Origin of the sequence: Aequorivita marina, assembly GCF_031631895.2 — a bacterium.
Taxonomy (GTDB): Bacteria; Bacteroidota; Bacteroidia; order Flavobacteriales; family Flavobacteriaceae; genus Aequorivita; species Aequorivita marina.
This window is the reverse complement of sequence record NZ_JAVMBW020000004.1, coordinates 1-24,965: the sequence shown is the minus strand read 5'-3', so window position 1 is coordinate 24,965 and position 24,965 is coordinate 1. Positions and strand designations below refer to the sequence as shown.

Genomic DNA, 24,965 nt, shown 5'->3' with positions numbered 1-24,965 from the left:
GATGTTTTAATCAATAAAATAAAGATTTTTATATTTCAAAATTTACTGAAATTGAAAATGTAGAACGATAAAAACCCTACAAGGTTTTCCTTAGTCGGTGGACATGTGAAAAACCTTGTAGGTTAGATAAATTAAGACTCTCTAACGATTAGCCCTATAAAAGGCCAGGCGAAACTTAGTTTTTAAGATCTGCTACTTTTTTAGCTTTAACCTTGTTCAATTTTAAGTCTTCAAGCACATGGATGGCCTCTTCAACATAAATATCCTTTTTCAGGTTTTTATGCCATCTTTTTCGTTTTTCAGAAAGAGTTGTGTCTTGTTTCATTAAAGCTACTTCATAAGGTAAAGATTCAAAGCTTAAATGGTTGTTGTATTTAGAAATAGAATCAAAACGTTTGGTTTCTTCTTTGCGTGCTTCTGTATCGGCTACATAATCCTTATAATTAAGGTTTACCTTTTTGTCATCCCTTCGCTTGCGAATCCATTTTGCATTATCATCTATCAATTGTAGGTGTTTATTTTTGGCCATACGTTCCTTGCTCATTTTAATGGTCTCGTCATAATCAATATAACCATCCCACACGTTATATGATGCTGGTTCAATTTTATCATAAGGCAGCGGATTTGGATAATCTCTTTCCCCTATATCAATATAACTGTATCTATCTGGCATTACCACATCACTCTTTACGCCTTCCAATTGGGTAGAGCCACCGTTAACACGATAGAATTTTTGTGATGTAATTTTTAAAGCACCTAAATCGCCCATATCACTCTTTCGCAACCATCGGTTTAAATCTATTACATTCTGAACAGTTCCCTTGCCATAGGTTTGCGCGCTACCTATTACAATGCCGCGTTTATAATCTTGCATTGCAGCAGCCAGAATCTCTGATGCCGAAGCTGAAAGCTCATTCACCAAAATAACCAATGGTCCGTCCCATACAATTTCGCTGTCTTTATCTGACAAAACCTCTTTATTTCCCGCAGAAGCTACTTGAACAATCGGGCCTTTTTTAATAAAGAGCCCCGCAATATCAACAGCAGTTCGTAAAGAGCCACCACCATTTCCTCTAAGGTCCATAACCAAGCCCTTGACACCTTCTTCTTTTAAACGGATAATTTCCTTTCTAACATCGGTTGCAGCATTGCGCTCCTTATAGTTTTCCATGTCAAAGTAAAACTGCGGCAGGTTTATTAAGCCAAATTTACTACCGTCTTTCTCTATTATCGAAGACTTGGCATAAGTTTCTTCTAGCTCAACAATGTCGCGGGTAAGCACTTTATCTGATATGGTTCCATCTACATTTTTTATAGTAAGGGTCACCTTGGTTCCTTTTGGCCCCTTTATTAACTTAACTGCATCATCAATACGCATCCCGACGATACTCACGGCATCATCTTCGTCTTCTTGTTTTACCTTCATAATAGCATCGCCAACTTCAATTTTCTCACTCCTCCAGGCTGGCCCACCGCTTATTACTTCAATAACCGTTATGTAATCATTCTTTTTTTGAAGCCTCGCTCCTATTCCTTCTAGTTTCCCAGACATCTGTAAATCGAAACGGTCTTTATCTGGTGGCGCAAAATAATTGCTATGCGGATCGTATTCGGCAACAATTGTATTTAAGAAAATTGAGAAGTAGTCATCGCGCTCCAAATCTTTAGTAAAGTCGAAATACTCATCTAATGAAGTTTTTGTGGTCTCCCGTGCTTTTGTTTCCAGTTCGGCCATGGATTTTGGCTCGAAGGGTTCATCGGCATCAGTACTTGATTTTTCCGAAATAGCTGTATCATCCTCATCTTCTTCGGAAGCAGTAATACCTTTTTCCTTATTGTTTTGTTCTTCAACTAAATCATAATATGAAGAAAGAGTAGAGAATTTAAGTTGTTGTTGCCAACGCGCCTTTAAATCGGCCATAGAAGCAGCATATGCTAGTTCATCATAATCTATGTTGATAACGTCTTTTTGGGTAAAGTCAAAAGAATGATCCAGTACCTCAGGATAAATTTTTTGAACTTCTGTCATTCTGGTTCTAAACCGATTGTATACCAGGTCAAAAAAGCTAAGGTCTTTATTTTTTATCTGATCGTCTATTTCGGTTTTATAAGTACTGAATTCAGCAATATCTGAAGCCAAGAAATAGCGTTTTAAAGGATCGAGGCCTTTAATAAAATTATCGTAAACGGCCACAGAGAACTCATCGTTTAGATCTTTGGGGTCGTAATGGCCCTTCTGAAGAACGTATGAAATTAAATCTAACAGTAGTTTATCTTTATCAGGATCGTCAAATTCCTTGGTAGTGAAACTGCAAGAAGCAACAGAAACAAAAACCGCGAGGAATAAAACTTTAAAATTCTTCTTCATTATCCGCATGTTATTGGTATTAAATTATGAGTGGTCTAAATTATACAAAAAACCGTGCCACGAAAGTAAACGCGTACTAATTTTTTGTTAAACAGGTTTATCGCAACGGGCTTTCGGAATTCCTAGGCCAAATACTCCTCCTTGCATTGGAATAAGTGTATTTTTGTTATTTAAAAACACAATATATTATGGCAAAGAAACGACCCTTAATTTTAGTGACCAATGACGATGGAATAACGGCTCCCGGTATTCGTACTTTAATTGAGGTAATGAAAACTATTGGCGATGTTTGCGTAGTGGCACCAGATTCTCCTCAAAGCGGAATGGGCCATGCAATAACCATAAACGATGCCTTATACTGTAACAGTATTAAAGTTTCGGAGGGAGAAACCCATCAAGAATTCAGTTGTAGCGGCACGCCTGTAGATTGTGTAAAAATAGCGATAAACGAAATTTTAAAGCGCAAACCAGACCTCTGCGTTAGCGGAATAAACCATGGCAGCAACTCATCTATCAACGTAATCTACAGTGGTACGATGAGTGCAGCAGTAGAAGCGGGAACCCATGGCGTGCCAGCAATCGGGTTTTCGCTTTTAGATTTTTCGCATGAAGCAAATTTCCAACCTGCTAAAAAGTTTGTAAAAACCATAACCGAACAGGTTTTGAAAAACGGCCTTCAAAAGGGCGTAGTTCTAAATGTGAATATTCCAAGGCTTTCATCTTCCGAAATTAAAGGAATAAAGGTATGCCGTCAAGCCGATGCACACTGGCAAGAAAAGTTTGACAAACGAACAAACCCTGTTGGCCGTGATTATTATTGGCTTACAGGCGAGTTTGTAAACAAAGATGAAGGAAAGGATACCGATGAATGGGCGCTACAAGAAGGATTTGTTTCTGTGGTTCCCGTGCAGTTTGACCTAACTGCCCATCATGCCTTAAAAGAACTCGATACTTGGAATTTATAATTGTAAATACGTACCTCAACACTATAAAAGCAGATGAAACCACATATAAAGGAAATATTGATTGGAGTATTAATAGGACTGGTAGCAAATTTTACTGGCACCTATTTATACATTTTCTTTTTTTCGGAGTACAGCCTAGAGGAAAGCATAAAAGCAGCTTTGGAAAACGACTTTTTTGGAAGCTTGATTGTTTTAGGAGCCATCTTAAACTTAGTTGTGTTCTTTATCTTTATAAAAAAGAATCAAATTTACAGAGCAAGGGGTGTAGTTTTAGCAACCATCTTAGCTGCTTTGTTAATTTTGCTTTCTAAATTTTATTAAAATGAAGTGGCTTTCTAACAATCTATTATCTTAGGCAATCCATTTTTATTTTATCGAAATTGATAAAACAATTACTAACCATTAATCAGAAACAATGAAACGCGCTATATTTCCCGGAACATTTGACCCCATTACCTTAGGCCATATTGATATTATTAATCGGGCTCTTCCTCTCTTCGACGAATTGATAATTGCCCTTGGTGTAAATGCCGATAAAAAAACAATGTTTTCCTTAGAAGAGCGAATCAATTTTATTGAAAAGAACTTTCAAGGAAATAATAAGATTAAAATTAAAAGCTACTCGGGCCTTACTGCAAAGTTCTGTAGTTCGGAAAAGGCGCAGTTTATAGTTCGTGGACTTCGAAACGCTACTGATTTAAACTACGAGCAACCTATTGCCCAGACCAATTATAAGATGGCAAAGGTTGACAGCATCTTTTTAATCAGTTCTCCAGAGGTTTCAAACATATCTTCTACCATTGTAAGGGACATTATGCGAAACGACGGCGACTACTTCGGTTTGGTTCCTGCTTCGGTAAGAAAGTAAAAGAAGGTTTTAAGCATAAAAAAAAAGACTACAAAAAAACCCTTTTAGTTTCCTAAAAGGGTTTTTTAAAAAATCTTAAGTTAAAAACTTACAATGCTGCTACGTGCTTTGCCATATTCGATTTTAGGTTAGAAGCCTTATTCGTGTGAATAATATTCTTCTTTGCCAATTTATCGATCATAGATACAACCTTAGGAAACATAGTTTCAGCCTCTTTCTTATCGGTAAGTTCTTGGAACCTCTTCATAGCATTACGAGCAGTTCTATGTTGGTAACGGTTACGCAAGCGTTTTGCCTCGTTGCTTCTAATTCTTTTTAATGCTGACTTGTGATTTGCCATTGTATTTTTATTAAATTCTAACTTTTGTAGTCCGTAGGGGAATCGAACCCCTGTTACCAGGATGAAAACCTGGCGTCCTAACCCCTAGACGAACGGACCATTTTGTTTCTTAAATGCGGATGCAAAAATACAACTATTTTTCAATGTTCCAAATGCTTTTTCATTTTTTTCTAAAAAATTTAATAAGCCCGTGCAAAAAGCACCTTTTCTGAAGACGGATTACCAGTAACCATACAGCTTCCCGCTATTTTTTCGCCTTGTAAAGGAATACATCTAATTGTTGCTTTTGTTTCGTTTTTAATTTTCTCTTCCGTCTCTGCTGTTCCATCCCAATGTGCCAAGACAAAGCCTCCTTTTGTATCTAAAACCTCCTTAAATTCCTCATAAGTAGAAACTTCCGTAGTATGGCTATCACGATATGCCGTTGCTTTATTAAAAAGATTGCCTTGAATTTCTTCCATAAGAGCTGTCACTTTATCTACTACATCTTCTCTTTTTATAAACTCTTTTTTGAGCGTATCTCTTCTAGCGAGTTCCACAGTGCCCTTTTCAACATCTTTTGGACCAATAGCTATTCTAACGGGAACACCTTTTAATTCGTACTCGTTAAACTTCCAGCCTGGCTTATGGGTATCGCGATTATCATACTTTACTCGAATTCCTTTATCGCGTAGGTCTTTCATTAGGTCTTTCGCAATTTTATCTACCGCTTCAAATTGTTCTTCTTTCCTATATATTGGAACGATTACAACTTGATCTGGCGCTAAGTTTGGCGGTAAAACCAAACCGTTGTCATCACTATGAGTCATTACTAAGGCTCCCATTAATCGCGTAGAAACCCCCCAAGAGGTAGCCCACACATATTCTAGCGAACCGTCTTTGTCTGCAAACTTAACATCAAATGCCTTTGCAAAGTTCTGCCCCAAAAAGTGAGATGTTCCTGCCTGCAAAGCCTTTCCATCTTGCATTAACGCCTCAATACAGTAAGTCTCTAGAGCACCTGCAAAACGTTCGCTCTCGGTTTTTGTACCTTTTACAACGGGAATAGCCATAAAGTTTTGTGCAAAATCTGAATATATATTCATCATTTGCTGTGCTTCGGCAACTGCCTCATCTTTTGTGGCGTGGGCTGTATGGCCTTCTTGCCATAAAAATTCTGCAGTGCGCAAAAATAAGCGGGTTCTCATTTCCCAGCGCACCACGTTTGCCCACTGATTGATTAAAAGTGGTAAGTCGCGATACGACTGCACCCATTTTCTATAGGTATCCCAGATTATGGTTTCTGAAGTTGGGCGAACAATTAGCTCTTCTTCCAGTTTGGCTTCAGGATCTACAACAACCCCACTACCATCTTCGGCGTTTTTAAGCCTGTAATGCGTAACCACCGCACATTCCTTTGCAAATCCATCAACATGACTAGCTTCTTTACTAAAGTAGGATTTTGGAATAAATAAAGGAAAATACGCGTTTTGATGTCCAGTTTCCTTAAACATTCTATCCAATTCGGCCTGCATGCGTTCCCAGATTGCATATCCATATGGTTTTATCACCATACTACCACGCACGCCCGAGTTTTCAGCAAGATCTGCTTTGATTACCAGCTCGTTGTACCATTTGGAGTAATCTTCCTCCCTAGTTGTTAAATTCTTCGCCATAGCTTGGATTTTGGCACAAAAGTTGTACCTATGTTAAATGATTAGTTAGTCTCGGCAAAACTACTTATTTTTAAGATGTCCAACAATAAAAATACCACAGATATGTTTACTCAAAAATACTATATAAAACGTTTAATTCCCTTAGGAGTCATGGGGGCTTTCGCCCTTCTGCTCGCATCTTGTGGAACTCAAAAAAATGGATATTCACAAAATGACGGAATATATTCTTCTGGCAACTATTCTTCTGCAGAGGAGCAAGGTTATGATGATAACAATAGCAACAGATCAAACTATTACAAACAATATTTTGAATCTAAGGTTAATGCGTACTCCGATCTTCCTGAAGATGGCGCAATCTTTACCGATGTTGAAGCCTATTCAACCACAGAAAGCTTGGATGATGAAGGGAACATTATCATTGAAGAAAACAATTATAACGACGAGGGATACGGCCCTTGGGGAAGCAATAGTGAAGCTGTAACCGTAAACATCTATAATTACGGCGGCGCAGGGTACGGATTCTACCACAGACCTTATTGGTATGGTGGTTACTGGAGATCTCCTTATTATGGATACCATAGACCCTATTGGGGAATAAGCTATGGTTGGGGTTATCCTCATTATGGCTATGGTTATGGCTACGGGTACCCATATTACGGATACGGTCATTACAGCCCGTATTACAGCTACAACTCGTATTATGGCAATAATCATTACTATAATAATGTATCTTATAATAGAGGGAGAAGAAATACCGATTACAACAGAAGCAATGCGCGTGGAAGATCGAATAATGTTTCAACCCGAAATTCGTCTTACAGTCGCTCGGAAAGAACGCGACGCATTAACCGAAATAATGTGCGCGCCAACACAACTCGCGCCAACACAACTCGCTCTAACACCACTAGAAATGTACGTAGCAGCAACACCAGAAATACGCGTACCAACACTAGAACCATAAAGAATACACGCTCTAACAACGTAAGAAACAACACCCGTTCTACGCCTCGTGTACGAAGCAATTCTAACCGAACCAGAAGCAGCAATTACTCTTCGCCATCGCGTAGTAGAAGCTCAGGATCTTCCATTCGAAGCTCTGGAAGCAGACGCTCTAGCGGCGGAAGCGGAAGAAGTAGCGGAGGTCGTGGTGGCCGCGGATAAAGAGCAGCTCAATGAAACACTAAACTCAATGCCCATTTATCATTTCTAAACACAAATTGAAATGCTAATTATGGGCATTATATTTGTACTTTAATAGGAACTGGATTACAACACAAACTAATAGGTTCCCTGTATTTTTAAATTTTATTCAGATGAAAAGAATCTCACTCCTTATTATAAGCCTTCTAACTCTTGCAAACTCTCAAGCTCAAAATATTACGGATGGGCTTCGGTATAGCACCAATAGCAATAAGGGTACCGCCCGCTTTGAAGCATTAAGTGGCGCTATGGGAGCTTTAGGTGGCGATTTTTCGGCAATTGGAGTTAATCCAGCCGGTGGTGCAGTATTTTTAAACTCTAAGCTGAATTTTTCTGGCTCGTTACTAAAACTAAAAAACGAGAGCAATTACTTTAATAATTCAGAAAAAAGCAAATCAGACGATTTTACACTTAGCCAGATAGGCGGGGTATTTGTTATTGACAATGCAAACCTAGATTCAGCATTTAAAAAATTTAATATTGGCTTAAACTATAACACCACCAGAAACTACAACAACAGCCTGTATATTGCTGGAACTGGAAACACTTCTATTGGCGAATTCTTTTTAGCACAAGCTCAAGGCCTTCCTCTTAGTCTTTTAGACCTACAACAAGGGGAAAGTATCACTAGCCTGTACCGTTATCTTGGCGAAAACGAAGGCGCAATGGCACAAAATGCGTTTTTAGGGTACCAAGCTTTTCTTTTTGACCCAGTTGATCCAGATGATCTTACTGGGACAGCCTACACAAGCAATATTGCAGGTAACAGCTTCAATCAAGAATACCTGTATCTTTCACAAGGCTACAACAGTAAATTTTCTATTAACTTTGCTACCCAAGTTACCGACAAGTATTACTTCGGAGTTAACCTAAACACGCACACCATCAATTTTGATCAAAGCTCATTCTTTCTTGAAGGCAACAGCAATCCAGGTTCTTCTGTAAGAAAGGTAGGTTATGAAAATAATCTAAAGGTAAACGGGGCAGGTATTTCGGCACAATTGGGAGCTATTGCTATTGTAGCAGATAATATTCGGCTCGGCTTGAGCTTTGAGACCCCTACCTGGTATCAAATATCTGAAGAAACAACACAATATCTTGAAAGTCGCCGATTGGTTGATGGACGAGACCTTTATACCTTAGTGAATCCTAACGTTATAAATGTTTATGAAGACTACAACCTAAAAACCCCTGCAAATGTTACAGCAAGTGCCGCATATATTTTTGGGCAGTCCGGTTTAATTAGTTTTGACTACTCCTTTAAAGATTATTCTTCCGTTAAATTCAGTACTATTGACAATTATCACGACACTTATTTTAGCGATCTCAACACCCAAATAGACAACAATTTAAAAGGCGCTTCAACCTTTAGAGCAGGTGCTGAGTACCGCCTAAACCAATTGAGCCTACGCGGAGGTTTTCACTATGAGGAAAGCCCGTATAAAGATACAGCTGTAGCTGGAGACCGCATTGGGTTTTCTGTAGGCGCCGGATATAGCTTAGGAAGTTACAGCTTTGACCTTGCCTACTCCAGAACGGAGCAGGAGCGAAACCAACAACTTTACAGTGTTGGGCTAACGGATCGTGCAAACATAAATTCTATCTATAACAATTTTACACTGTCTATGGGTTTTAACTTCTAAAACTACCGCGCTATAACCCCCATGATGTCTTGTAATTGTTGTTATGCTTTGTTTTGATTTAATAGCAAAGGTTTGATAGTTACAATAGCTTTTACCACAGCCTTGCTTTCAAAAAATGACATCTAGCCAAATCATTTTCTAAGGAATTAAGAAATATTTATGAATTTGACTTATGGAAGCCTTGAAAATAAGAACTTTCACTTTTTCATTCCCAATTGCTATTGCGTATCTTTGCAGCCTTAATATCCAAACCTGGCGATAAAGATTGAACGCAGGGCAAATATAAGTGGAGAAACCCTTAAGAAATATTATTTTATTCGAATGGATTTAGAAAAACAAATTAAAGAGATAGACGCAATAGGAGACGATCACGCAAGCAGTGCCACAGAAACTCCTTTACGCGCTGACGCCTTTGATATGAGCGATCTTGAAAAGATAGCTAGCATAAAAAAAGACGTGCATAATATAATGGAAACCCTAGGCCTAGATTTAAATGACGACAGCCTAAAAGGAACGCCAACGCGTGTTGCAAGAATGTTTGTACAAGAAATCTTTAGTGGCCTGCATCCGGAGCGAAAGCCAAAAGCAAGCACTTTTGAAAACAAGTACAAGTATCAGGAAATGCTTGTAGAAAAGAATATAACCCTCTACTCTACTTGCGAGCATCACTTACTCCCTATTGTAGGGAAAGCACATATTGCATACATTTCTAATGGCAATGTGGTTGGGCTTTCAAAAATGAACCGGATTGTTGACTACTACGCCAAGCGCCCCCAAGTACAGGAGCGGCTGACCATCCAAATTGTAAAAGAATTACAACAAGTTCTAAACACAGACGATGTAGCTTGTATTATTGATGCCAAGCACCTCTGCGTTAATTCACGCGGAATTCGCGATATAGACAGCAGTACCGTAACCAGTGAATTTGGAGGGGCGTTTAAAAAACCTGAAGTCCGAAGAGAGTTTTTAGATTATGTGAAGCTGGACACAGATTTTTGATGTGTAACGGATAAAAACATTATAATTAATCGTATCATCTTATAAATTTGATGGTAGTATTTCGAAATAAAATAGATTAAAACAAAGGTTGGCCGCATCGGTCGCCTGTTATTAGACTTCTGTCCTTTTACTATGCAAGACTTACATATTTACAATTCGCTTACCAAAAAGAAAGAAAAGTTTGAGCCTATCCATGAAGGCGCAATAGGAATGTATGTTTGTGGACCAACGGTTTACAGCAATGTTCACTTGGGAAACTGCCGTACTTTTCTCTCTTTCGATTTGGTATTTAGATATCTTAAACATTTAGGTTATAAGGTACGCTATGTTCGAAATATAACCGATGCAGGACATTTGGAAAATGATGGCGAAAGCGGGGAAGATCCAATTTTGAGAAAAGCGCGTATCGAGCAACTAGAGCCTATGGAAGTGGTGCAAAAATACACGGTAGATTTCCATACGGTCTTAGCAAAGTTCAACGCCTTACCTCCAAGCATTGAGCCTACTGCTACGGGTCATATCTACGAGCAGATTGCTATTATTGAAAAAATTATTGATCAAGGTTTTGCTTACGAAAAAAATGGATCGGTCTATTTTGACGTGATGAAGTTTAATAAAACCAAAGAGTATGGCAAATTGAGCGGCCGAAAGCTGGAAGATATGATTGCCAACACCCGAGAACTTGCCGCACAAACCGATAAGAAAAACCCGCAAGATTTTGCACTGTGGAAAAAAGCAGAACCCCAGCATATTATGCGGTGGCCATCACCATGGAGCGTAGGTTTTCCTGGATGGCACTTGGAATGTACAGCAATGAGCACAAAATATCTAGGCGATAACTTTGACATTCACGGAGGAGGTATGGATCTTAAATTTCCCCATCACGAATGCGAGATTGCCCAAGCCGAAGCCAGTAACAACACATCGCCGGTAAACTACTGGATGCATGCCAATATGCTTACACTTAACGGCAAAAAAATGTCTAAATCTACCGGAAACTTTATTCTCCCGAATGATATGTTTTCAGGCGAAAACGACATTTTAAGTAAGCCCTTCTCGCCCACTGTTACTAAGTTTTTTATGTACCAAGCGCATTACGGTAGCATTCTTGATTTTAGTAGCGAGGCACTAGAAGCTTCTGAAAAAGGGTTTAATAAGTTGATGGATGCCAATAGAGTTATAGCCAACTTGCCAACTTCAGATAGCACCAGCATAGCTATTTCTAGCTGGAGGCAATCCTGCTATGACGCCATGAACGACGATTTCAATAGCCCGATATTAATTGCACATCTTTTTGAGAGCGTAAAGTTTGTAAATGCAATTCAAGAAGGAAAGGAAACTATCTCGGCAGAAGATTTAGCTACCTTTAAAAAGACCATGGACGATTTTCTTTTTGATGTTTTAGGCTTACAAGATAATGCTTCTGAAGGCGCTCAAGACACCGAAAAACTATCAGCAGCAGTAGAACTTCTAATTCAATTGAGAGAAAAGGCACGTGCCGATAAAGATTTCGCAATGAGCGATAAAATACGTGATGAGCTTGCGGCAAAAGGAATTCAATTAAAGGATGGCAAAGACGGGACTACGTTTTCTTTAAACTAGCCCGATCTCCAATTGCCTTGAAAATCTGAATAGCCTTCGCCCTATGGTTTAGGAAGAAACTATGAAAAAGATAATCACCTATCCGTTTATACTTTTAATTAAAGGGTATCAAGGCTTTATATCGCCTTTATTACCTTCTAGTTGTAGGTACACCCCCACATGCTCACACTATGCAGTTGAAGCATTGCAGACCCATGGCTTGCTAAAAGGTGGCTGGCTTGCCATAAAACGAATAGGCAGTTGCAATCCTTGGGGCGGCTCTGGCTACGACCCAGTTCCCCCAAAAAAAAGCAAGGACTAAGCTTTATTTATTTGATGATTAAAAGCAGGTAAACCAATTCTGTCCTAAATATTTAAGCTGTTCATTTTTTCCATTGATGAAAAAACGAACCAAAAAAATCTAGGCTTACGAAATTTTATCTAAATTTTTTATTCGTCCCCTAAATTTTAGGAACTCGCCTTTAAATCCAGTGCTTTGATGACTATCTTTGCTGGCTCAAACAGCCTAAAATTTTACGGGAACTTCACTTCAAATTTTACGATAAATTTTCGATAGGCCAAAAAATAGGAATTCTCAATTACAGACCCCTGAGCTACATATTATCTCTAAAGCCCTATTAAACAATGGCTTTCAATGGTTACCTTATGAACGTTTAGGACGCTATTGCAGGTAAGCAATCAATATAGTATTAAAATAAGTATAAATTCTGTTATACTTTTTGGCTTTCCCTATCTTTGCGCTGCGTTAAAAACAACCTATATGCACTATTTAAGTTTTACATGGAATCCTTCGGAAGGAATTGATCTCGGATTTTTTATGATCCGTTACTACAGCTTAATGTTTGTGGTAGCATTTACACTGGGATGGGTTTTAACCAAAAAAATATATGAACGCGAAGGATTGCCGCAAGAAAAACTAGACAGTCTTTTTATCTATATGGTCGTTGCAACATTGGCTGGGGCACGCTTGGGGCACGTAATTTTTTACCAACCCGAACTATTTCTGCAAGACCCGCTTTCGGTATTTCTTCCCATTAGTACCGTTCCGGAGTTTGAATTTACTGGTTTTCAAGGTCTAGCAAGTCATGGAGCGGCAATTGCTATTCTTATTGCCATGTACTACTACACCAAAAACGTAGTGAAAAAACCATTTTTATGGATTATGGACCGCATCGTAATTGCTGTGGCAGCGGGTGGAATTTTCGTTAGAATCGGCAACTTTATGAATTCTGAAATAATCGGTAAGCCATCTGGTGATTTTCCGCTAGGCGTTCGCTTTCTTCACGAAGGTATTAGACCACAGGAGGCCGTTAACGCTACAGGGCTTACTCCTCCCAGCAAAGCTTATGATGCCATTGCAAACAACCCTCAGCTCTCTGATTTACTTCAATCGGTTCCATTTCGGCATCCTGCTCAATTATACGAAGCTGCCGGTTATGTAATTGTATTTTTGGTGTGCTGGTATCTATACTGGAAAACGGAACGCAGAAAGCAGATTGGTTATATTTTTGGCGTATTCCTTATTCTCTTATTTATGGTTCGTTTCTTAGTTGAATTTGTAAAGGCGAGTCAAGGAGGTTTTGAATCAGTTCTCGGGCTACTATCAACAGGGCAATGGTTGAGCGTGCCATTTATTATTGCAGGAATTTATATTATGTGGAAAGCTTCAAAAAAACCAATTACCGAGTAAAAAAATAAGATATATACAATCTTAACTTCATCTGCTGCGATTAGTGGCTTTATGAACATTAAACCGCAACTATGAAAAAGATATAAGACGTAAGACTTGCTTTTTAATAGATTGAAAACTAGATAAAATTGATTAAACATACTTTTTAATCGATAAATTTTGATGCTAAGTATAATAGCATGCTGTCATTAAATAAAAATATTCTAATTGCCTATTATCTTTGACCCAACAAATTTTCTCACTCTTTTAATCGGACACTAATGAAAAAGATACTTATTTCTGCAGCAATTGTGGCTTCTATGTTAAGCTTCTACAATTGTAAAGACGCAACTACTTCTGAAGTAAAAAGCCTTACTAAAGAAATCTCGTTTACAAAAAATGGGGAGCTCCGCATCATAAAGGCTGCAACAGATTCAATTATCACGAAGCTGGATATTGAAATTGCCGATGATGAGTACAAAACCCAAACAGGGCTTATGTATCGCAGCTCAATGGCACCAGATCACGCTATGCTCTTTATATTTCCGAAGGAGCAGCCACGATCGTTTTATATGAAAAACACGGAGTTTGCTTTAGATATTATTTATATCAATGCGAAAAAGCAAATAACGAGCATTCAGAAAAATGCACAGCCCTACAATGAAACCTCCCTTCCTTCTGAAGCGCCTTCAAAATATGTACTTGAAGTAAACGCAGGACTTTCAGACACCTGGAACCTTCAAAAAGGAGATATGATTGCGTTTAATCGGGATAATTAAAGAGGTCTATATAGAGTGAAGTAGAGTAATTGCTTTTGCGAGAAGAGGCTGTTACAAGCTATTTGACGCACCATCCTTCCAACACATTATATCAGCTTTCTGACAAACCATGTTCTTTCTGGTTTGGTGTATCCCATTCCCTTTTTTAAGAGAAGGGCCAAAATACAAAGCAATCTTCCTCTTAATATACACACGCAATAGCAACATAAACCAAACAAAAAGACCTTTCCAGGTAATTGGAAAGGTCTTTTTTATTGTTTCGGAAAACAGAAATTTATGCTTCTAGAGCAGGTTCTTCCTCCTCTTCTTCCTTCTTTTTCATTAGGTCTTCAATGTTCTTACGTTTTACAGTATCGTACATAATTGGAGTTGCAATAAACAATGATGAGTACGTACCTACAAAGATACCTACAATAATTGCGAACAACAGCCCACGGATAGATTCTGCCCCAAAGAAGAACATACACAACAATACCACCAAGGTAGTAAATGAGGTGTTCAAGGTTCTTCCCAAGGTGCTATTAAGCGCTACATCAATAACTCGGTACATTTTCCAGTTTGGATGCACTCCGAAAAACTCACGAATACGGTCAAATACAATAACGGTATCATTCAGGGAGTAACCAACCACGGTAAGAATAGCCGCAATAAAGGCCTGATCTATCTCCATGCTGAAAGGCATAAACCTATACGTTAAAGAGAAGATACCCAAGACAATCACCACATCGTGGAAAATTGCAGCAACGGCCCCTAGACCAAACTGCCATTTTCTAAATCGTAATAAGATATAAAGGAAAACTACCACCAAGGAGCCAAGAACTGCCCAGAAAGAGTCCTTTTTAATATCATCTGCAATGGTTGGGCTTACCTTATAGTATTCCATCCTACCAATAGATTTGCCTTCTTGATCTCCCACAAAATCTTCAAACGTCATCCCTTCAGGCATATCAGACTTCACGGTTTCAAAAAGCATTTGCTCTATTTCGTCATCCACATCGGTTCCAGTTTCATCAACTTTGTATTTGGTTGTAATCTTCAACTGGTTATCGCCACCATAGGTCTTTGCTTCAGCACTTCCGAAGGTTTTAATAAGGTCAGCTTGAATTTTAGCCGAGTTTACATCTTTGGCAAAACGAACCGTGTACGTACGTCCACCAACAAAATCTACACCCTGGTTTAGCCCAATAGTAAATAATGATGTAAGACTTATCAAAATCATAATAGCCGAAAATATATAAGCCTTCTTACGTTTTCTTAAGAATTCAATATGAAGGTCAGTAAATAGGTTTTTGGTAAGTGAAGTTGAGCACGGTAACGGCTTTCCATTTTTGGTATAGCCATCAATAAACAATCTTGTAACAAAAATTGCAGTAAATAGTGCAGTTGCAATACCAATCAATAAGGTAGTTGCGAAACCTTGAATAGGTCCGGTTCCGAAAACCAAAAGAATTAAACCAGTAAGACCCGTTGTAATGTTGGCATCAAGAATTGATGAAAGGGCATTGTTAAACCCGTCTTTAATAGCATCTTTTTGCGCCTTCCCTTTTGCGAGCTCTTCCTTGATACGCTCAAATATAAGTACGTTCGCATCCACAGACATACCAATGGTCAATACAATACCTGCAATACCCGGAAGCGTAAGTACGGCTCCAAGCCCTGCGAGTATTCCGAAGATAAACAGAATGTTTACCAGCAAAGCGATATCAGCAAAAACACCTGCTTTTCCATAGTAGAAAACCATCCATACCAATACAATTCCAAGGGCAATTAAAAAGGACAGCACACCACTATTAATAGCTTCATGACCTAAAGTTGGCCCTACGACCTCCCCTTGAACAATTTCTGCAGAAGCAGGTAATTTACCCGCACGTAGTACATTCGCTAAATCCTGACCTTGTGGTACTGTAAAATTACCTGAAATCTGGCTTCGTCCACCTGCAATAGGACCAGAGGTTACACCTGGCGCCGAGTAAACAATATCATCCAAAACAATAGCAATCTGACTTTGGTTTTGGTATGCCGCTCCGGTCATTTGCTCCCAAACTTTGGCACCTTGGCCGTTCATTTGCATAGAGACTACAACGCGGCTCAAGTTGTCATATTCCTGTCTTGCGTCAACAACTACATTTCCACCAAGTGGCGGAACGTTATCACGGTTTCCTTTTAAAGCATATAAGGCAGCAGTTTCAGCTCCGTCTAACTGTGGGTTAGCCTCAGGCAAGCCCCAAACCAATTTAGCATAACGCATTTCGTTAGGCATAAGTGATCTAATCTGTGGATTGCGAAGATACGCGTTGATCGCTGCTGTATCCTGTAACTTAAAAGTAGCAATAACTGGCCCTCCCTGGGTTCCCAAAGAAACCATTTTTGACAGTATTGGGTTTGCTTTGTTATCATCAACAAGGGTGTCATTAACATCTTCTCCCCCTAAAAGCTTACTTACATCATCTTCTTCCGTTTCGGTAGAATCTACTTCAGTTTGAGCAGCCTCATCTTCTGTTGAAGTTTCTATCCCAGCTTTTGCCATTTCAATTTCACCGGCTTTAGTGTCGGCAGCTTGAAGGAAACCAGCAACTTCTTCAAATTTGTAGGTATCCCAAAACTCTAACTGAGCCGTACTTTGAAGCAACTTCTTAACCCTATCAACATCTTTCGCTCCTGGAAGCTCTACCAATATTCTTGCAGATTTCCCTAAACGCTGAATGTTTGGTTGCGTAACTCCAAATTTATCAATACGCTTTCTTAATACCTCAAATGCCGAAGTAATAGACTCATCTACTTTTCTTTCAATAACTGGTTTTACCTCGCCATTGGTCATTCCCACCTCTATATCTTCCTCTAGATTTTTATTAAAGAAGATATCTGGAGATGCTAAGTTGTTTTCGCCTGGAATTTCATCAAAAGCCTGAAAAAACAAGTTAAGATAAGTGTCTTGACTGTTTTTCTGAAGTTCTGCAGCTCTTTCCAATGCTTGGTTAAAAGCAGGGTCTTTAGTGTGGTTTGCAAGACCTTTCAAGATATCTTTTACAGAAACCTGAAGTATTACGTTAATACCACCCTTAAGGTCAAGCCCTTTATTCAGCTCCTTTTCCTTGGCTGTTTTATAATCAATTCCCAACATAACTGGGTCTGTGGCAACAGAATCTAAATATCGTGCCGCAGCGTTTTCCCTTTTATGGGGTTCATTTTCTGAAAATTTGCTCTGCGCAAACTCCTTCGCGTTTCCTTCTACCTTGCTGGCAACAAACGTAAAAGAAAGCTGGTAAATACTCACCAATCCGAAGATGATGGCAAATACTGTAATTAATCCTTTGTTTTGCATGTGTTTATTTTTTGGTCAGATTTTAAACCCAATTCCGAAGCTTCAGAACGGGAGCGCAAATATATGTTTTACTGATCTATCTGACAATTATCGTGATTATTTAAAATTTTTAGTTGAAACACGAAGAATTTGAAGTGCAACACCCCTACTAAACTCTAAAATGAGCCGTGCGTTTTCGCAATTCTAAGTGTTTTGAAATCCGTTGGTTTATTGGGAAACCCCAATATTAGGCAAGAGGCCCAGCCCGAACTTCAGGGATTTTATATGCAGAAGTATTTATTAAAAGTGAAATATTAGGATGGGTTTTCACACCCCCACTTTTAATATTGTATTTTAAATCGAAATCGGGCAATGCTGCTGTTAGCAGAAAAATAGGCTTTACATATTGATCTTTTGCCCACTTAAAGGTTACAAGCGTACCCTGAAAACCTGCCTCAGCACTATAATCTTGTTGAATTTTAACTACGTCTAACTTGTAAATTGTAGCATTTTCGCTAAAAGGAAATTCTGAAGACCCATTTGTACTGCGCGAATCAGAATCGCCAAGTTGAAGCTTGTTATGCTGAAGAAATAAATCTTCAATAACCGAAACTTCTTTGGTGCTAAAATAAGTGACTTTTAGTTTGCCATTGCTTAGCTCTGAAACCTGTACATCATCAACACCTATAGATTGCAACTGTCCTTTAATAGTAGTAATGGCCTGTTGAACCTCATCAGAATCGATTAAAGCGGTATTAAACCGAACAACAATTTCCTGGTTCGGATTTATTGTTGATTGGCCTAGACTCATACCAAAAACGGCAAGAGCTACAATCAATCCAGTAATGTACCATCTCCAATTCACGCGCCAAATATAAAAAATAAAGACTGTATTGCTACAGTCTTTAGATATTATAATTTTGATTATTAACTTTAAGTAAGAGGCTTAGCATCAGATGCACTAAAAGGAAGCATAAAAATCTACCATTCCGTAAATAAGCCTCTAATCAAGTTTTTAAAACTCTAACTCAAAGTAAATACTGCTCTCTGGGTTGGTCTCCGTAACATCTTCGCCCTTTAGAACCTCACCGCTTTCATTCGTCAGTTTTAAATTAATCTTCCAATAACCGGTCATCGTCAATGACAGTTTTCCTTTATAGGTTTTACTAGCTGCATTGTATGTTAAATCCTCATTGTTCGGAGAGCTGTGGTTGCCCATTCCTGGCATTCTTGGATCTATCGTTATACTATAATTTTCAACCACTGGAAAGCTCATCATGGTTTCCATTTTATAAAGTACCGCTTCCATATCATTAAGAGCAACTTCCGGAGCTTTTGGGTTAACGTAGGCAAGAACGTAACGCGTGTCATCACTACCTGTAAAAACCTGTGTTCTTTTAAGTCCGTCAGGAGCCTGAGCCACATAAACTTGATACGCATTTTCCTGCGGTTGCCCGTTCATTGAATAATTAAGCGTTAGCTCCCAATACTCGGTGTCGTTGCTTGCCATTTGAAAAACAATATGGCCTGTATAAACCGAGTTTTCTTCCGAATTGTTCAACATGCTATGTGGCGCGGAATGACTCATGTTTGTCATCTGCATCATGGGCATCCAAGATGTTTCGGCATTAGTAAGGTATTCACCACTTGCCTCGTCTTTAATTCGTATTGAAATTTCATTGTAACCCACTTCCAAGCTTTGTTTTTCTGAATAGATCATAATGGTATGATCTGCTTCCGAAAATTCATAAATCTTGTTTAAATCGGCTACCGGGTTAATTTCATTTGGCGTATTTTCATCATCGTCTGAAGAACAACTTACGAAAGAACCTGATAGAATAAGAATTGCGAATATATATTTTAATGTTTTCATCTGTATTATGTATTTTAATATTAGTTTATTGAATAAGAAATAGTTGCATAAATATTCCTTCCCATCCGTGGAATGTTATTCCAATCGGTATAGGACGAATAGTTTGCGTCGAATATATTTTGAATTCCTGCCTTTACAAAAAGATCGTTTTCGTTAATAAAGAAACGCTTTCCGAAGCTAGCCGAAAGTATGGCATAGGCCGCAGTTTTTGTTTCTCCATAAGCAGGGTTGTAATTGGTTTGCGCTCCCGCACCTGCCACCGAAAGCGATGCAGAATACTGGTTTTTATAAAAATCGAGAGCAGCATTATAAGATATCGGACTTATCAAGGGTAAATTATCCCCCTTGTCATCAATTCCGCGATGATAGCTTAGGTCTGCAGTTAATTTAAAGGCATTCGAAATACTATACCGCCCCGAGATTGAAGTGTTAAACAACTCGGCATGCGCTAGGTTTGTATAGATTTTAACCCCATCGGCACCAATAGTCATCGTACTTAACGAATTATCCACCTTCCCGATGATGTAATCCACCACGTAAAAATAGTTGGCAGCGGCGGTTATTTCAAAAATCGGTTTTTTATAGGTTACCGAAATAGTTGCATCTGCAGAACTTTCTGTGTTCAAATCTGGGTCGCCAATGTAATCGTGGTTATCATAGCTATTGAACAGGTAAAAACCATAGCCTTCCGAAACAGAAGGAGCCCGTTCGCCATAAGAAACACCTCCCTTAAAATGAAAATCGTTTAATTTGCTATGATAATGGGCCGAAAAACTCTTTAAAAACCGCGTGTTGGCCTTAGTCATTTCAGGATAAAAAATCTTTAAACTATTCAGTCCAAATTCATCTTCAACCGAGTTTGAGTGATAAGCTAACCGAGTAGAAAGCTTTAAAGAAGATTTCTTAAAACTTATATGATCTTCGGCATAAAACCCAACATCTTTAGTGCGCACATCTGGCCAAGTAAGCATAAACATCAAAGGCTCGTTGCTATTGGTTGGGTACATGGTCATTTCGGCATAAGACTTATTGTAAAAACCGTCTGCCTTAAAAAAGAAATCATGCTTGTCCTTGCTCAGGTTTGCCTGGGTATAAAACCCTGCGGTATCGCTCCAACCGGGCATATCCATGTGTACAATTACATCTGGCCGCGTAGTATCATCCATTACGTGCTTAATGGTATTGTAATACACTTTGGTTTCCCAATTGCTCAAACTACCAAACAAGGTATCCTGATTAAAACTCACCGATCCAATTACCGCACGCGCCAAAGAAACATCCATGGTCAGTGCTGGGTAACCAACATCCCGCGCCTCGTCGTATATTAAGGTAGCCGAAATAGATTTATCTTCAGCCAACTTATACCCTGAGTTTACAGCGAAGTTATATTTTTCAAACTGCGAAAAATTCACTTCCGTATTTCCGCCGGCTTTATAATTATCGGCCTTTCGGTAGATTGCATCTGTATTTAGGTAGAATTTTTCATCGGAATAATTCAATTCGCCACCAAAAACACGCATTTTGTTATTGGTTTCAAAAGCAGTTTCCAAAGAACCGCTCCACCCTGAAGGCTTAAAATTACTCTTGTCTAATTTTAGGTTAATTCCACCGCCAATAGTATTCCCAAAGACTGCGCCTTGCTGTCCTGAACCAATTTCGGCTTCAGAGAGGTTAGACACATCTACATAGGAAGTTATCGGATCCATTTTATCGGTACAAGCTCCAAAAATCTGCATCCCATCAATGGTTACGGCCAGCCGTTCTGACGCCATATCGTTCATGGTAGGCTCCCAGGCATAAGCACCGCGCTTTACCATATTTATACTACGAGAAGATTCTAAAAACTCGTCTAACGTAGATAAAGGTTTTCGTTGCTTTTGGTGATTGAGCGTTTTCCCAGCTGTTATTACAACCACTTCGCTCAAGTTTATCAGTTTAAGACTATCTGAAGGGTTTTCTTGGGCATAACTTTGCGACATAAACATACCGCATAGCAAGGTGCAAACAAGACAACCCATTTGTATTTCCCTTAAAGGAAACACAGGTGTTGTTGATTTCATTTCACTAAAGATTTGATAATTTATAAATATGGGCCGTTAGAGATTTCTCCCAAAAGTTGTATTCACGGCCATTAAAATAAATTATACCAATCTTGGCGGATGAAGTATTTCTGAAATGTAAAGCGTAGCGTTTAAATTTGATTGATACGCCGTAGTTTGTGAAGAGGTAATATCGGTTTCAAGAAGAAAAGCAAACTCTTGAATTTCTTCTGAAATAATTATCTGTGGAATTTCAGTTTTCGAAGTTTTGTTCTGCGGATTTTCATCATCGGTACCAGCTTCTTTTGCAAGCTCTTTGCTTAAATAACACTTTCCGTCGCATTCTAGCTCTGGCTGGTCTTTATTTTCACAAAGCGTGTTTACGATGTAATCATAATTCGCCATATAATCCAATACCGGCCAAAGAGGCTTAGTAAGCATCAAAAGTGTTACGGTTATGAGGATGACGTTTTTCACGTTACAAAGGTACGGCACATCAAGGGGTTTAAAAAATGATTATTATCAGTTTTTCATTATTTAAGATAAAATTATCTGCATAAAGAAGAGGTTCGCAACAAACAAGAAAAATTTTAAATATTTGTCAACTTTTTAATGTTGATAAATTTTCATAGAACTGATTATAAGGTTATTAACACTCTTTTATTGACAACTTTAGAACATTCATTTCACTTTCAAATTTCAAATTTACTATCTTTACCTACTCTAAATTCAAAATAACAATCTCCTAAAATAAGTTTATATAAATATGTCAGTAAAAACAGTTCCTACCACTCCAAAAACATTTACACAAGACGAGGCGTTTGAGGCATCGGTTGCGTATTTTAAAGGCGATGATCTTGCAGCCCGAGTTTGGGTTAACAAATACGCCCTAAAAGATTCGGACGGAAATCTATATGAAAAAACGCCAAACGACATGCACCGTCGTATTGCCAAAGAAATAGCCCGCGTAGAAAAACGATACGAAAATCCGCTGACCGAAGAAGCTGTTTTTGATGCTATAAAAGACTTTAAATATATTGTTCCACAAGGAAGTCCGATGGCGGGAATTGGTAATCCGCATCAAATTGCATCCCTTTCCAACTGTTTTGTAATAGGAAACGATGGCGATTCCGACTCGTACGGCGGAATCATGAAAATAGACCAAGAGCAAGTACAGCTTATGAAACGTCGTGGCGGAGTGGGCCATGATCTTTCGCACATACGCCCAAAAGGCTCACCGGTTAAAAACTCAGCTTTAACATCAACAGGAATCGTACCTTTTATGGAGCGCTACTCAAACTCTACTCGCGAAGTGGCTCAAGATGGACGTCGCGGCGCATTGATGCTTTCGGTTTCTATAAACCATCCAGATTCTGAAGAATTTATAGACGCCAAAATGGAACAAGGCAAAGTAACAGGCGCCAATGTTTCTGTTAGAATGGATGATGCCTTTATGCAAGCCGTTAAAGAGGACAAAGAGTACACTCAGAAATATCCTATTTTTAGCAACAACCCCAAGTATTCCAAAGAAATTCAAGCTGGAAAACTGTGGAAGAAAATCGTTCACAACGCATGGAAATCTGCCGAGCCGGGTATTCTTTTTTGGGATACCATCATCAATGAATCTGTACCCGATTGCTATGCAGACCTCGGTTACAAAACCGTTTCTACCAACCCATGTGGCGAAATTCCGCTTTGCCCCTACGACTCTTGTCGCCTATTGGCAATGAACTTATTTTCGTATGTTGAGAACCCGTTTACCGATCAGGCTGAATTCAACTTTGAGCTATTTAAAAAGCACATAGGAATGGCACAAAGAATTATGGACGACATCATTGACCTAGAGCTTGAAAAGATAGATGCCATCCTTGCTAAGATTGACTCAGACCCGCAAACAGACGAAGTAAAGGCAGTAGAGCGCAACCTATGGCGCAACATTCAACGCAAAGCCGACGAAGGCCGAAGAACCGGAATTGGCATTACCGCAGAAGGCGATATGCTAGCGGCGTTGGGCATAAAGTACGGCAGTCAAGAAGGAACTGATTTCTCAGTAAAAATTCATAAAACACTTGCTATGGAAGCCTATCGAGCCTCTGTTTATACCGCAAAGGAAAGAGGTGCGTTTAAAATATTTGATAGCGATAGAGAAAAGAAAAATCCATTTATTCTTAGGCTAAAAGAAGCAGACGAAAAGCTGTATTACGACATGCTTGAATACGGCCGAAGAAACATTGCTTTATTAACAATTGCACCCACCGGAACCACAAGCTTAATGACGCAAACTTCTTCTGGAATTGAACCTGTTTTCCTTCCCGTTTATAAACGCCGAAGAAAAGTAAACCCAAATGATAAAAACGCACGTGTAGATTTTGTTGATGAAGTAGGCGACAGCTGGGAAGAATATGTAGTTTTTCATCACAGATTTAAACAATGGATGGAAATTCAAGGTATTGCAACCGATAAAAATTACTCCCAAGAAGAGCTAGATGCTATTGTAAAAAAATCGCCGTATTACAAGGCCACTTCCAACGATGTAGATTGGTTGAGCAAAGTAAAAATGCAAGGCGCTGTTCAAAAATGGGTAGATCATTCCATTTCAGTTACCATTAATCTACCAAACAATGCAACTGAAGATTTGGTAGGCCAACTTTATCTAGAGGCATGGCAAGCAGGATGTAAAGGCGTTACCGTTTACCGCGATGGTTCACGTTCAGGAGTTTTAATTTCTAACGATGAAAAAAATGAAGAAGAGGAAAGCAACTCGCTTACACCTTTTCCTACAAAGCGCCCCGGTACGCTAGAAGCAGACGTGGTACGTTTTCAAAACAACAAAGACAAATGGATTGCATTTATTGGTTTGATTGATGGAAAGCCCTATGAAATATTCACAGGATTTGCCGATGATGAAGATGGAATTTTAATACCACGCTGGGTAAGCAATGGCTTGATTATTAAAAACCGCAATGAAGATGGAACTTCGCGATACGACTTTCAGTATAAAAACAAAAGAGGTTATAAAACTACTATTGAAGGACTTTCGCATAAATTTAATCCAGAGTTTTGGAACTATGCAAAGTTAATTTCCAGCACCCTTCGCCACGGAATGCCAATTGAGAAAGCAGTTGAATTAATCAACAGCCTACAATTGGACACCGAAAGCATCAACACTTGGAAAAACGGGGTTGCCAGAGCGCTAAAACGCTATGTAGCTGATGGCACCGAAGCTCGGAAACAGAAATGCGAAAACTGTAACAGTACGTCGCTTATTTACCAAGAAGGATGCTTGACTTGTAAAGACTGTGGATCTTCTAAGTGTGGATAGAAAAGTGGTGAAATTTTGAGAGGTGAGACGTGAGAGTGCTTCGCTTTGAGATTCTACTTATGTTAAATTAAAAAATGGAAAAAACTGTCAGGTTTTGAAACCTGACAGTTTTATTTTACAAAGATTAGTTCGGTTCGAAAAAAACATAGCTAATCAATTTTTTCCAACCATAACATCAATTTTATGAAAACAGTTTTTATAGCAATAGCGTCCTAAACGTTCATAAGGTAACCATTGAAAGCCTTTGTTTAATGGGGCTTAGAGATAATATGAAGCTTAGGGGTCTGTAATTGAGAATTCCTGTTTTTTGGCCTATCGAAAATTTATCGTAAAATTTGAAGT

General features: G+C 38.8%; 19 protein-coding genes and 1 tRNA gene. 11 read left to right on the top strand and 9 right to left on the bottom strand.

Translation table 11 applies throughout. The features are described 5' to 3' along the window. Nucleotides 1-175: 175 nt before the first annotated feature. Nucleotides 176-2,368, bottom strand: coding sequence for a carboxy terminal-processing peptidase (locus tag QPK98_RS07295; protein ID WP_310992467.1), 2,193 nt, complete (start codon nucleotides 2,366-2,368; stop codon nucleotides 176-178). Between the two features lie 188 nt (nucleotides 2,369-2,556). Between QPK98_RS07295 and surE the strand changes: the two genes are divergently transcribed. From surE to coaD, 3 genes are all read left to right on the top strand, one after another. Continuing rightward, on the top strand, nucleotides 2,557-3,333 hold the full coding sequence (gene surE / locus QPK98_RS07290) for a 5'/3'-nucleotidase SurE (RefSeq protein ID WP_310992466.1): 777 nt from the start codon (nucleotides 2,557-2,559) through the stop codon (nucleotides 3,331-3,333). Between the two features lie 33 nt (nucleotides 3,334-3,366). Next, nucleotides 3,367-3,654, top strand: a complete 288-nt coding sequence (locus QPK98_RS07285) for a hypothetical protein (RefSeq protein ID WP_310992465.1) — start codon at nucleotides 3,367-3,369, stop codon at nucleotides 3,652-3,654. Nucleotides 3,655-3,748: 94 nt separating this feature from the next. Continuing rightward, on the top strand, nucleotides 3,749-4,201 hold the full coding sequence (gene coaD / locus QPK98_RS07280) for a pantetheine-phosphate adenylyltransferase (protein ID WP_310992464.1): 453 nt from the start codon (nucleotides 3,749-3,751) through the stop codon (nucleotides 4,199-4,201). Nucleotides 4,202-4,289: 88 nt separating this feature from the next. On the opposite strand, the gene rpsT is transcribed toward coaD, so the two are convergent. The 3 genes from rpsT to proS all read right to left on the bottom strand — a co-directional run bounded on the left by rpsT (nucleotide 4,290) and on the right by proS (nucleotide 6,196). Next, the gene (rpsT, locus tag QPK98_RS07275) at nucleotides 4,290-4,541 is read right to left on the bottom strand and encodes a 30S ribosomal protein S20 (protein WP_310992463.1); all 252 of its coding nucleotides are present in this window, start codon (nucleotides 4,539-4,541) and stop codon (nucleotides 4,290-4,292) included. 27 nt (nucleotides 4,542-4,568) lie between these two features. Continuing rightward, nucleotides 4,569-4,640: transfer RNA gene (locus QPK98_RS07270), tRNA-Glu, on the bottom strand. An 80-nt stretch (nucleotides 4,641-4,720) separates the two neighbouring features. Further along, nucleotides 4,721-6,196, bottom strand: coding sequence for a proline--tRNA ligase (gene proS / locus QPK98_RS07265; protein ID WP_310992462.1), 1,476 nt, complete (start codon nucleotides 6,194-6,196; stop codon nucleotides 4,721-4,723). A gap of 75 nt (nucleotides 6,197-6,271) precedes the next feature. Between proS and QPK98_RS07260 the strand changes: the two genes are divergently transcribed. The 7 genes from QPK98_RS07260 to QPK98_RS07230 all read left to right on the top strand — a co-directional run bounded on the left by QPK98_RS07260 (nucleotide 6,272) and on the right by QPK98_RS07230 (nucleotide 14,088). Next, nucleotides 6,272-7,357, top strand: a complete 1,086-nt coding sequence (locus tag QPK98_RS07260; protein ID WP_310992461.1) for a hypothetical protein — start codon at nucleotides 6,272-6,274, stop codon at nucleotides 7,355-7,357. Between the two features lie 152 nt (nucleotides 7,358-7,509). Continuing rightward, nucleotides 7,510-9,039 (top strand): OmpP1/FadL family transporter, encoded by a 1,530-nt coding sequence (locus tag QPK98_RS07255; RefSeq protein WP_310992460.1) that lies wholly within the window; start codon nucleotides 7,510-7,512, stop codon nucleotides 9,037-9,039. A gap of 321 nt (nucleotides 9,040-9,360) precedes the next feature. Then, complete coding sequence (folE, locus tag QPK98_RS07250) at nucleotides 9,361-10,038, top strand: GTP cyclohydrolase I FolE (RefSeq protein ID WP_310992459.1); 678 nt, start codon at nucleotides 9,361-9,363, stop codon at nucleotides 10,036-10,038. A 132-nt stretch (nucleotides 10,039-10,170) separates the two neighbouring features. Beyond that, entirely contained in the window at nucleotides 10,171-11,640 is a 1,470-nt protein-coding gene (gene cysS, locus QPK98_RS07245) for a cysteine--tRNA ligase (protein WP_310992458.1), read from the top strand. 61 nt (nucleotides 11,641-11,701) lie between these two features. Continuing rightward, nucleotides 11,702-11,941 carry a membrane protein insertion efficiency factor YidD gene (yidD, locus tag QPK98_RS07240; protein ID WP_310992457.1) on the top strand — a complete coding sequence of 80 codons (240 nt, stop codon included), beginning with the start codon at nucleotides 11,702-11,704 and terminating at the stop codon, nucleotides 11,939-11,941. 459 nt (nucleotides 11,942-12,400) lie between these two features. Then, nucleotides 12,401-13,330, top strand: coding sequence for a prolipoprotein diacylglyceryl transferase (gene lgt, locus QPK98_RS07235; RefSeq protein WP_310992455.1), 930 nt, complete (start codon nucleotides 12,401-12,403; stop codon nucleotides 13,328-13,330). A 260-nt stretch (nucleotides 13,331-13,590) separates the two neighbouring features. After that, complete coding sequence (locus tag QPK98_RS07230; protein WP_310992454.1) at nucleotides 13,591-14,088, top strand: DUF192 domain-containing protein; 498 nt, start codon at nucleotides 13,591-13,593, stop codon at nucleotides 14,086-14,088. 274 nt (nucleotides 14,089-14,362) lie between these two features. Here the strand turns inward: QPK98_RS07230 and secDF are convergent, their stop codons facing one another. The 5 genes from secDF to QPK98_RS07205 all read right to left on the bottom strand — a co-directional run bounded on the left by secDF (nucleotide 14,363) and on the right by QPK98_RS07205 (nucleotide 21,796). Further along, a complete protein-coding gene (gene secDF / locus QPK98_RS07225; RefSeq protein WP_310992453.1) occupies nucleotides 14,363-17,410 on the bottom strand; it encodes a protein translocase subunit SecDF in 3,048 nt (1,015 codons plus the stop codon). A gap of 226 nt (nucleotides 17,411-17,636) precedes the next feature. After that, a complete protein-coding gene (locus tag QPK98_RS07220; RefSeq protein WP_310992452.1) occupies nucleotides 17,637-18,254 on the bottom strand; it encodes a hypothetical protein in 618 nt (205 codons plus the stop codon). 150 nt (nucleotides 18,255-18,404) lie between these two features. Then, nucleotides 18,405-19,262 (bottom strand): hypothetical protein, encoded by an 858-nt coding sequence (locus QPK98_RS07215; RefSeq protein WP_310992451.1) that lies wholly within the window; start codon nucleotides 19,260-19,262, stop codon nucleotides 18,405-18,407. Nucleotides 19,263-19,282: 20 nt separating this feature from the next. Beyond that, complete coding sequence (locus QPK98_RS07210) at nucleotides 19,283-21,322, bottom strand: TonB-dependent receptor plug domain-containing protein (RefSeq protein WP_310992449.1); 2,040 nt, start codon at nucleotides 21,320-21,322, stop codon at nucleotides 19,283-19,285. 81 nt (nucleotides 21,323-21,403) lie between these two features. Beyond that, the gene (locus QPK98_RS07205; protein ID WP_310992447.1) at nucleotides 21,404-21,796 is read right to left on the bottom strand and encodes a hypothetical protein; all 393 of its coding nucleotides are present in this window, start codon (nucleotides 21,794-21,796) and stop codon (nucleotides 21,404-21,406) included. A 271-nt stretch (nucleotides 21,797-22,067) separates the two neighbouring features. Here QPK98_RS07205 and QPK98_RS07200 point away from each other — a divergent pair, with 271 nt between their 5' ends. After that, nucleotides 22,068-24,623: an adenosylcobalamin-dependent ribonucleoside-diphosphate reductase gene (locus QPK98_RS07200; protein WP_310992445.1), complete on the top strand. Its 2,556-nt coding sequence runs from the start codon at nucleotides 22,068-22,070 to the stop codon at nucleotides 24,621-24,623. Nucleotides 24,624-24,965 lie beyond the last annotated feature (342 nt).

Bases quoted from the DNA above. Each gene is read 5' to 3' on its own strand.
- QPK98_RS07295 (WP_310992467.1), bottom strand. From the start codon at position 2,368: ATGAAGAAGAATTTTAAAGTTTTATTCCTCGCGGTTTTTGTTTCTGTT.
- surE (WP_310992466.1), top strand. From the start codon at position 2,557: ATGGCAAAGAAACGACCCTTAATTTTAGTGACCAATGACGATGGAATA.
- QPK98_RS07285 (WP_310992465.1), top strand. From the start codon at position 3,367: ATGAAACCACATATAAAGGAAATATTGATTGGAGTATTAATAGGACTG.
- coaD (WP_310992464.1), top strand. From the start codon at position 3,749: ATGAAACGCGCTATATTTCCCGGAACATTTGACCCCATTACCTTAGGC.
- rpsT (WP_310992463.1), bottom strand. From the start codon at position 4,541: ATGGCAAATCACAAGTCAGCATTAAAAAGAATTAGAAGCAACGAGGCA.
- proS (WP_310992462.1), bottom strand. From the start codon at position 6,196: ATGGCGAAGAATTTAACAACTAGGGAGGAAGATTACTCCAAATGGTAC.
- QPK98_RS07260 (WP_310992461.1), top strand. From the start codon at position 6,272: ATGTCCAACAATAAAAATACCACAGATATGTTTACTCAAAAATACTAT.
- QPK98_RS07255 (WP_310992460.1), top strand. From the start codon at position 7,510: ATGAAAAGAATCTCACTCCTTATTATAAGCCTTCTAACTCTTGCAAAC.
- folE (WP_310992459.1), top strand. From the start codon at position 9,361: ATGGATTTAGAAAAACAAATTAAAGAGATAGACGCAATAGGAGACGAT.
- cysS (WP_310992458.1), top strand. From the start codon at position 10,171: ATGCAAGACTTACATATTTACAATTCGCTTACCAAAAAGAAAGAAAAG.
- yidD (WP_310992457.1), top strand. From the start codon at position 11,702: ATGAAAAAGATAATCACCTATCCGTTTATACTTTTAATTAAAGGGTAT.
- lgt (WP_310992455.1), top strand. From the start codon at position 12,401: ATGCACTATTTAAGTTTTACATGGAATCCTTCGGAAGGAATTGATCTC.
- QPK98_RS07230 (WP_310992454.1), top strand. From the start codon at position 13,591: ATGAAAAAGATACTTATTTCTGCAGCAATTGTGGCTTCTATGTTAAGC.
- secDF (WP_310992453.1), bottom strand. From the start codon at position 17,410: ATGCAAAACAAAGGATTAATTACAGTATTTGCCATCATCTTCGGATTG.
- QPK98_RS07215 (WP_310992451.1), bottom strand. From the start codon at position 19,262: ATGAAAACATTAAAATATATATTCGCAATTCTTATTCTATCAGGTTCT.
- QPK98_RS07210 (WP_310992449.1), bottom strand. From the start codon at position 21,322: ATGAAATCAACAACACCTGTGTTTCCTTTAAGGGAAATACAAATGGGT.
- QPK98_RS07200 (WP_310992445.1), top strand. From the start codon at position 22,068: ATGTCAGTAAAAACAGTTCCTACCACTCCAAAAACATTTACACAAGAC.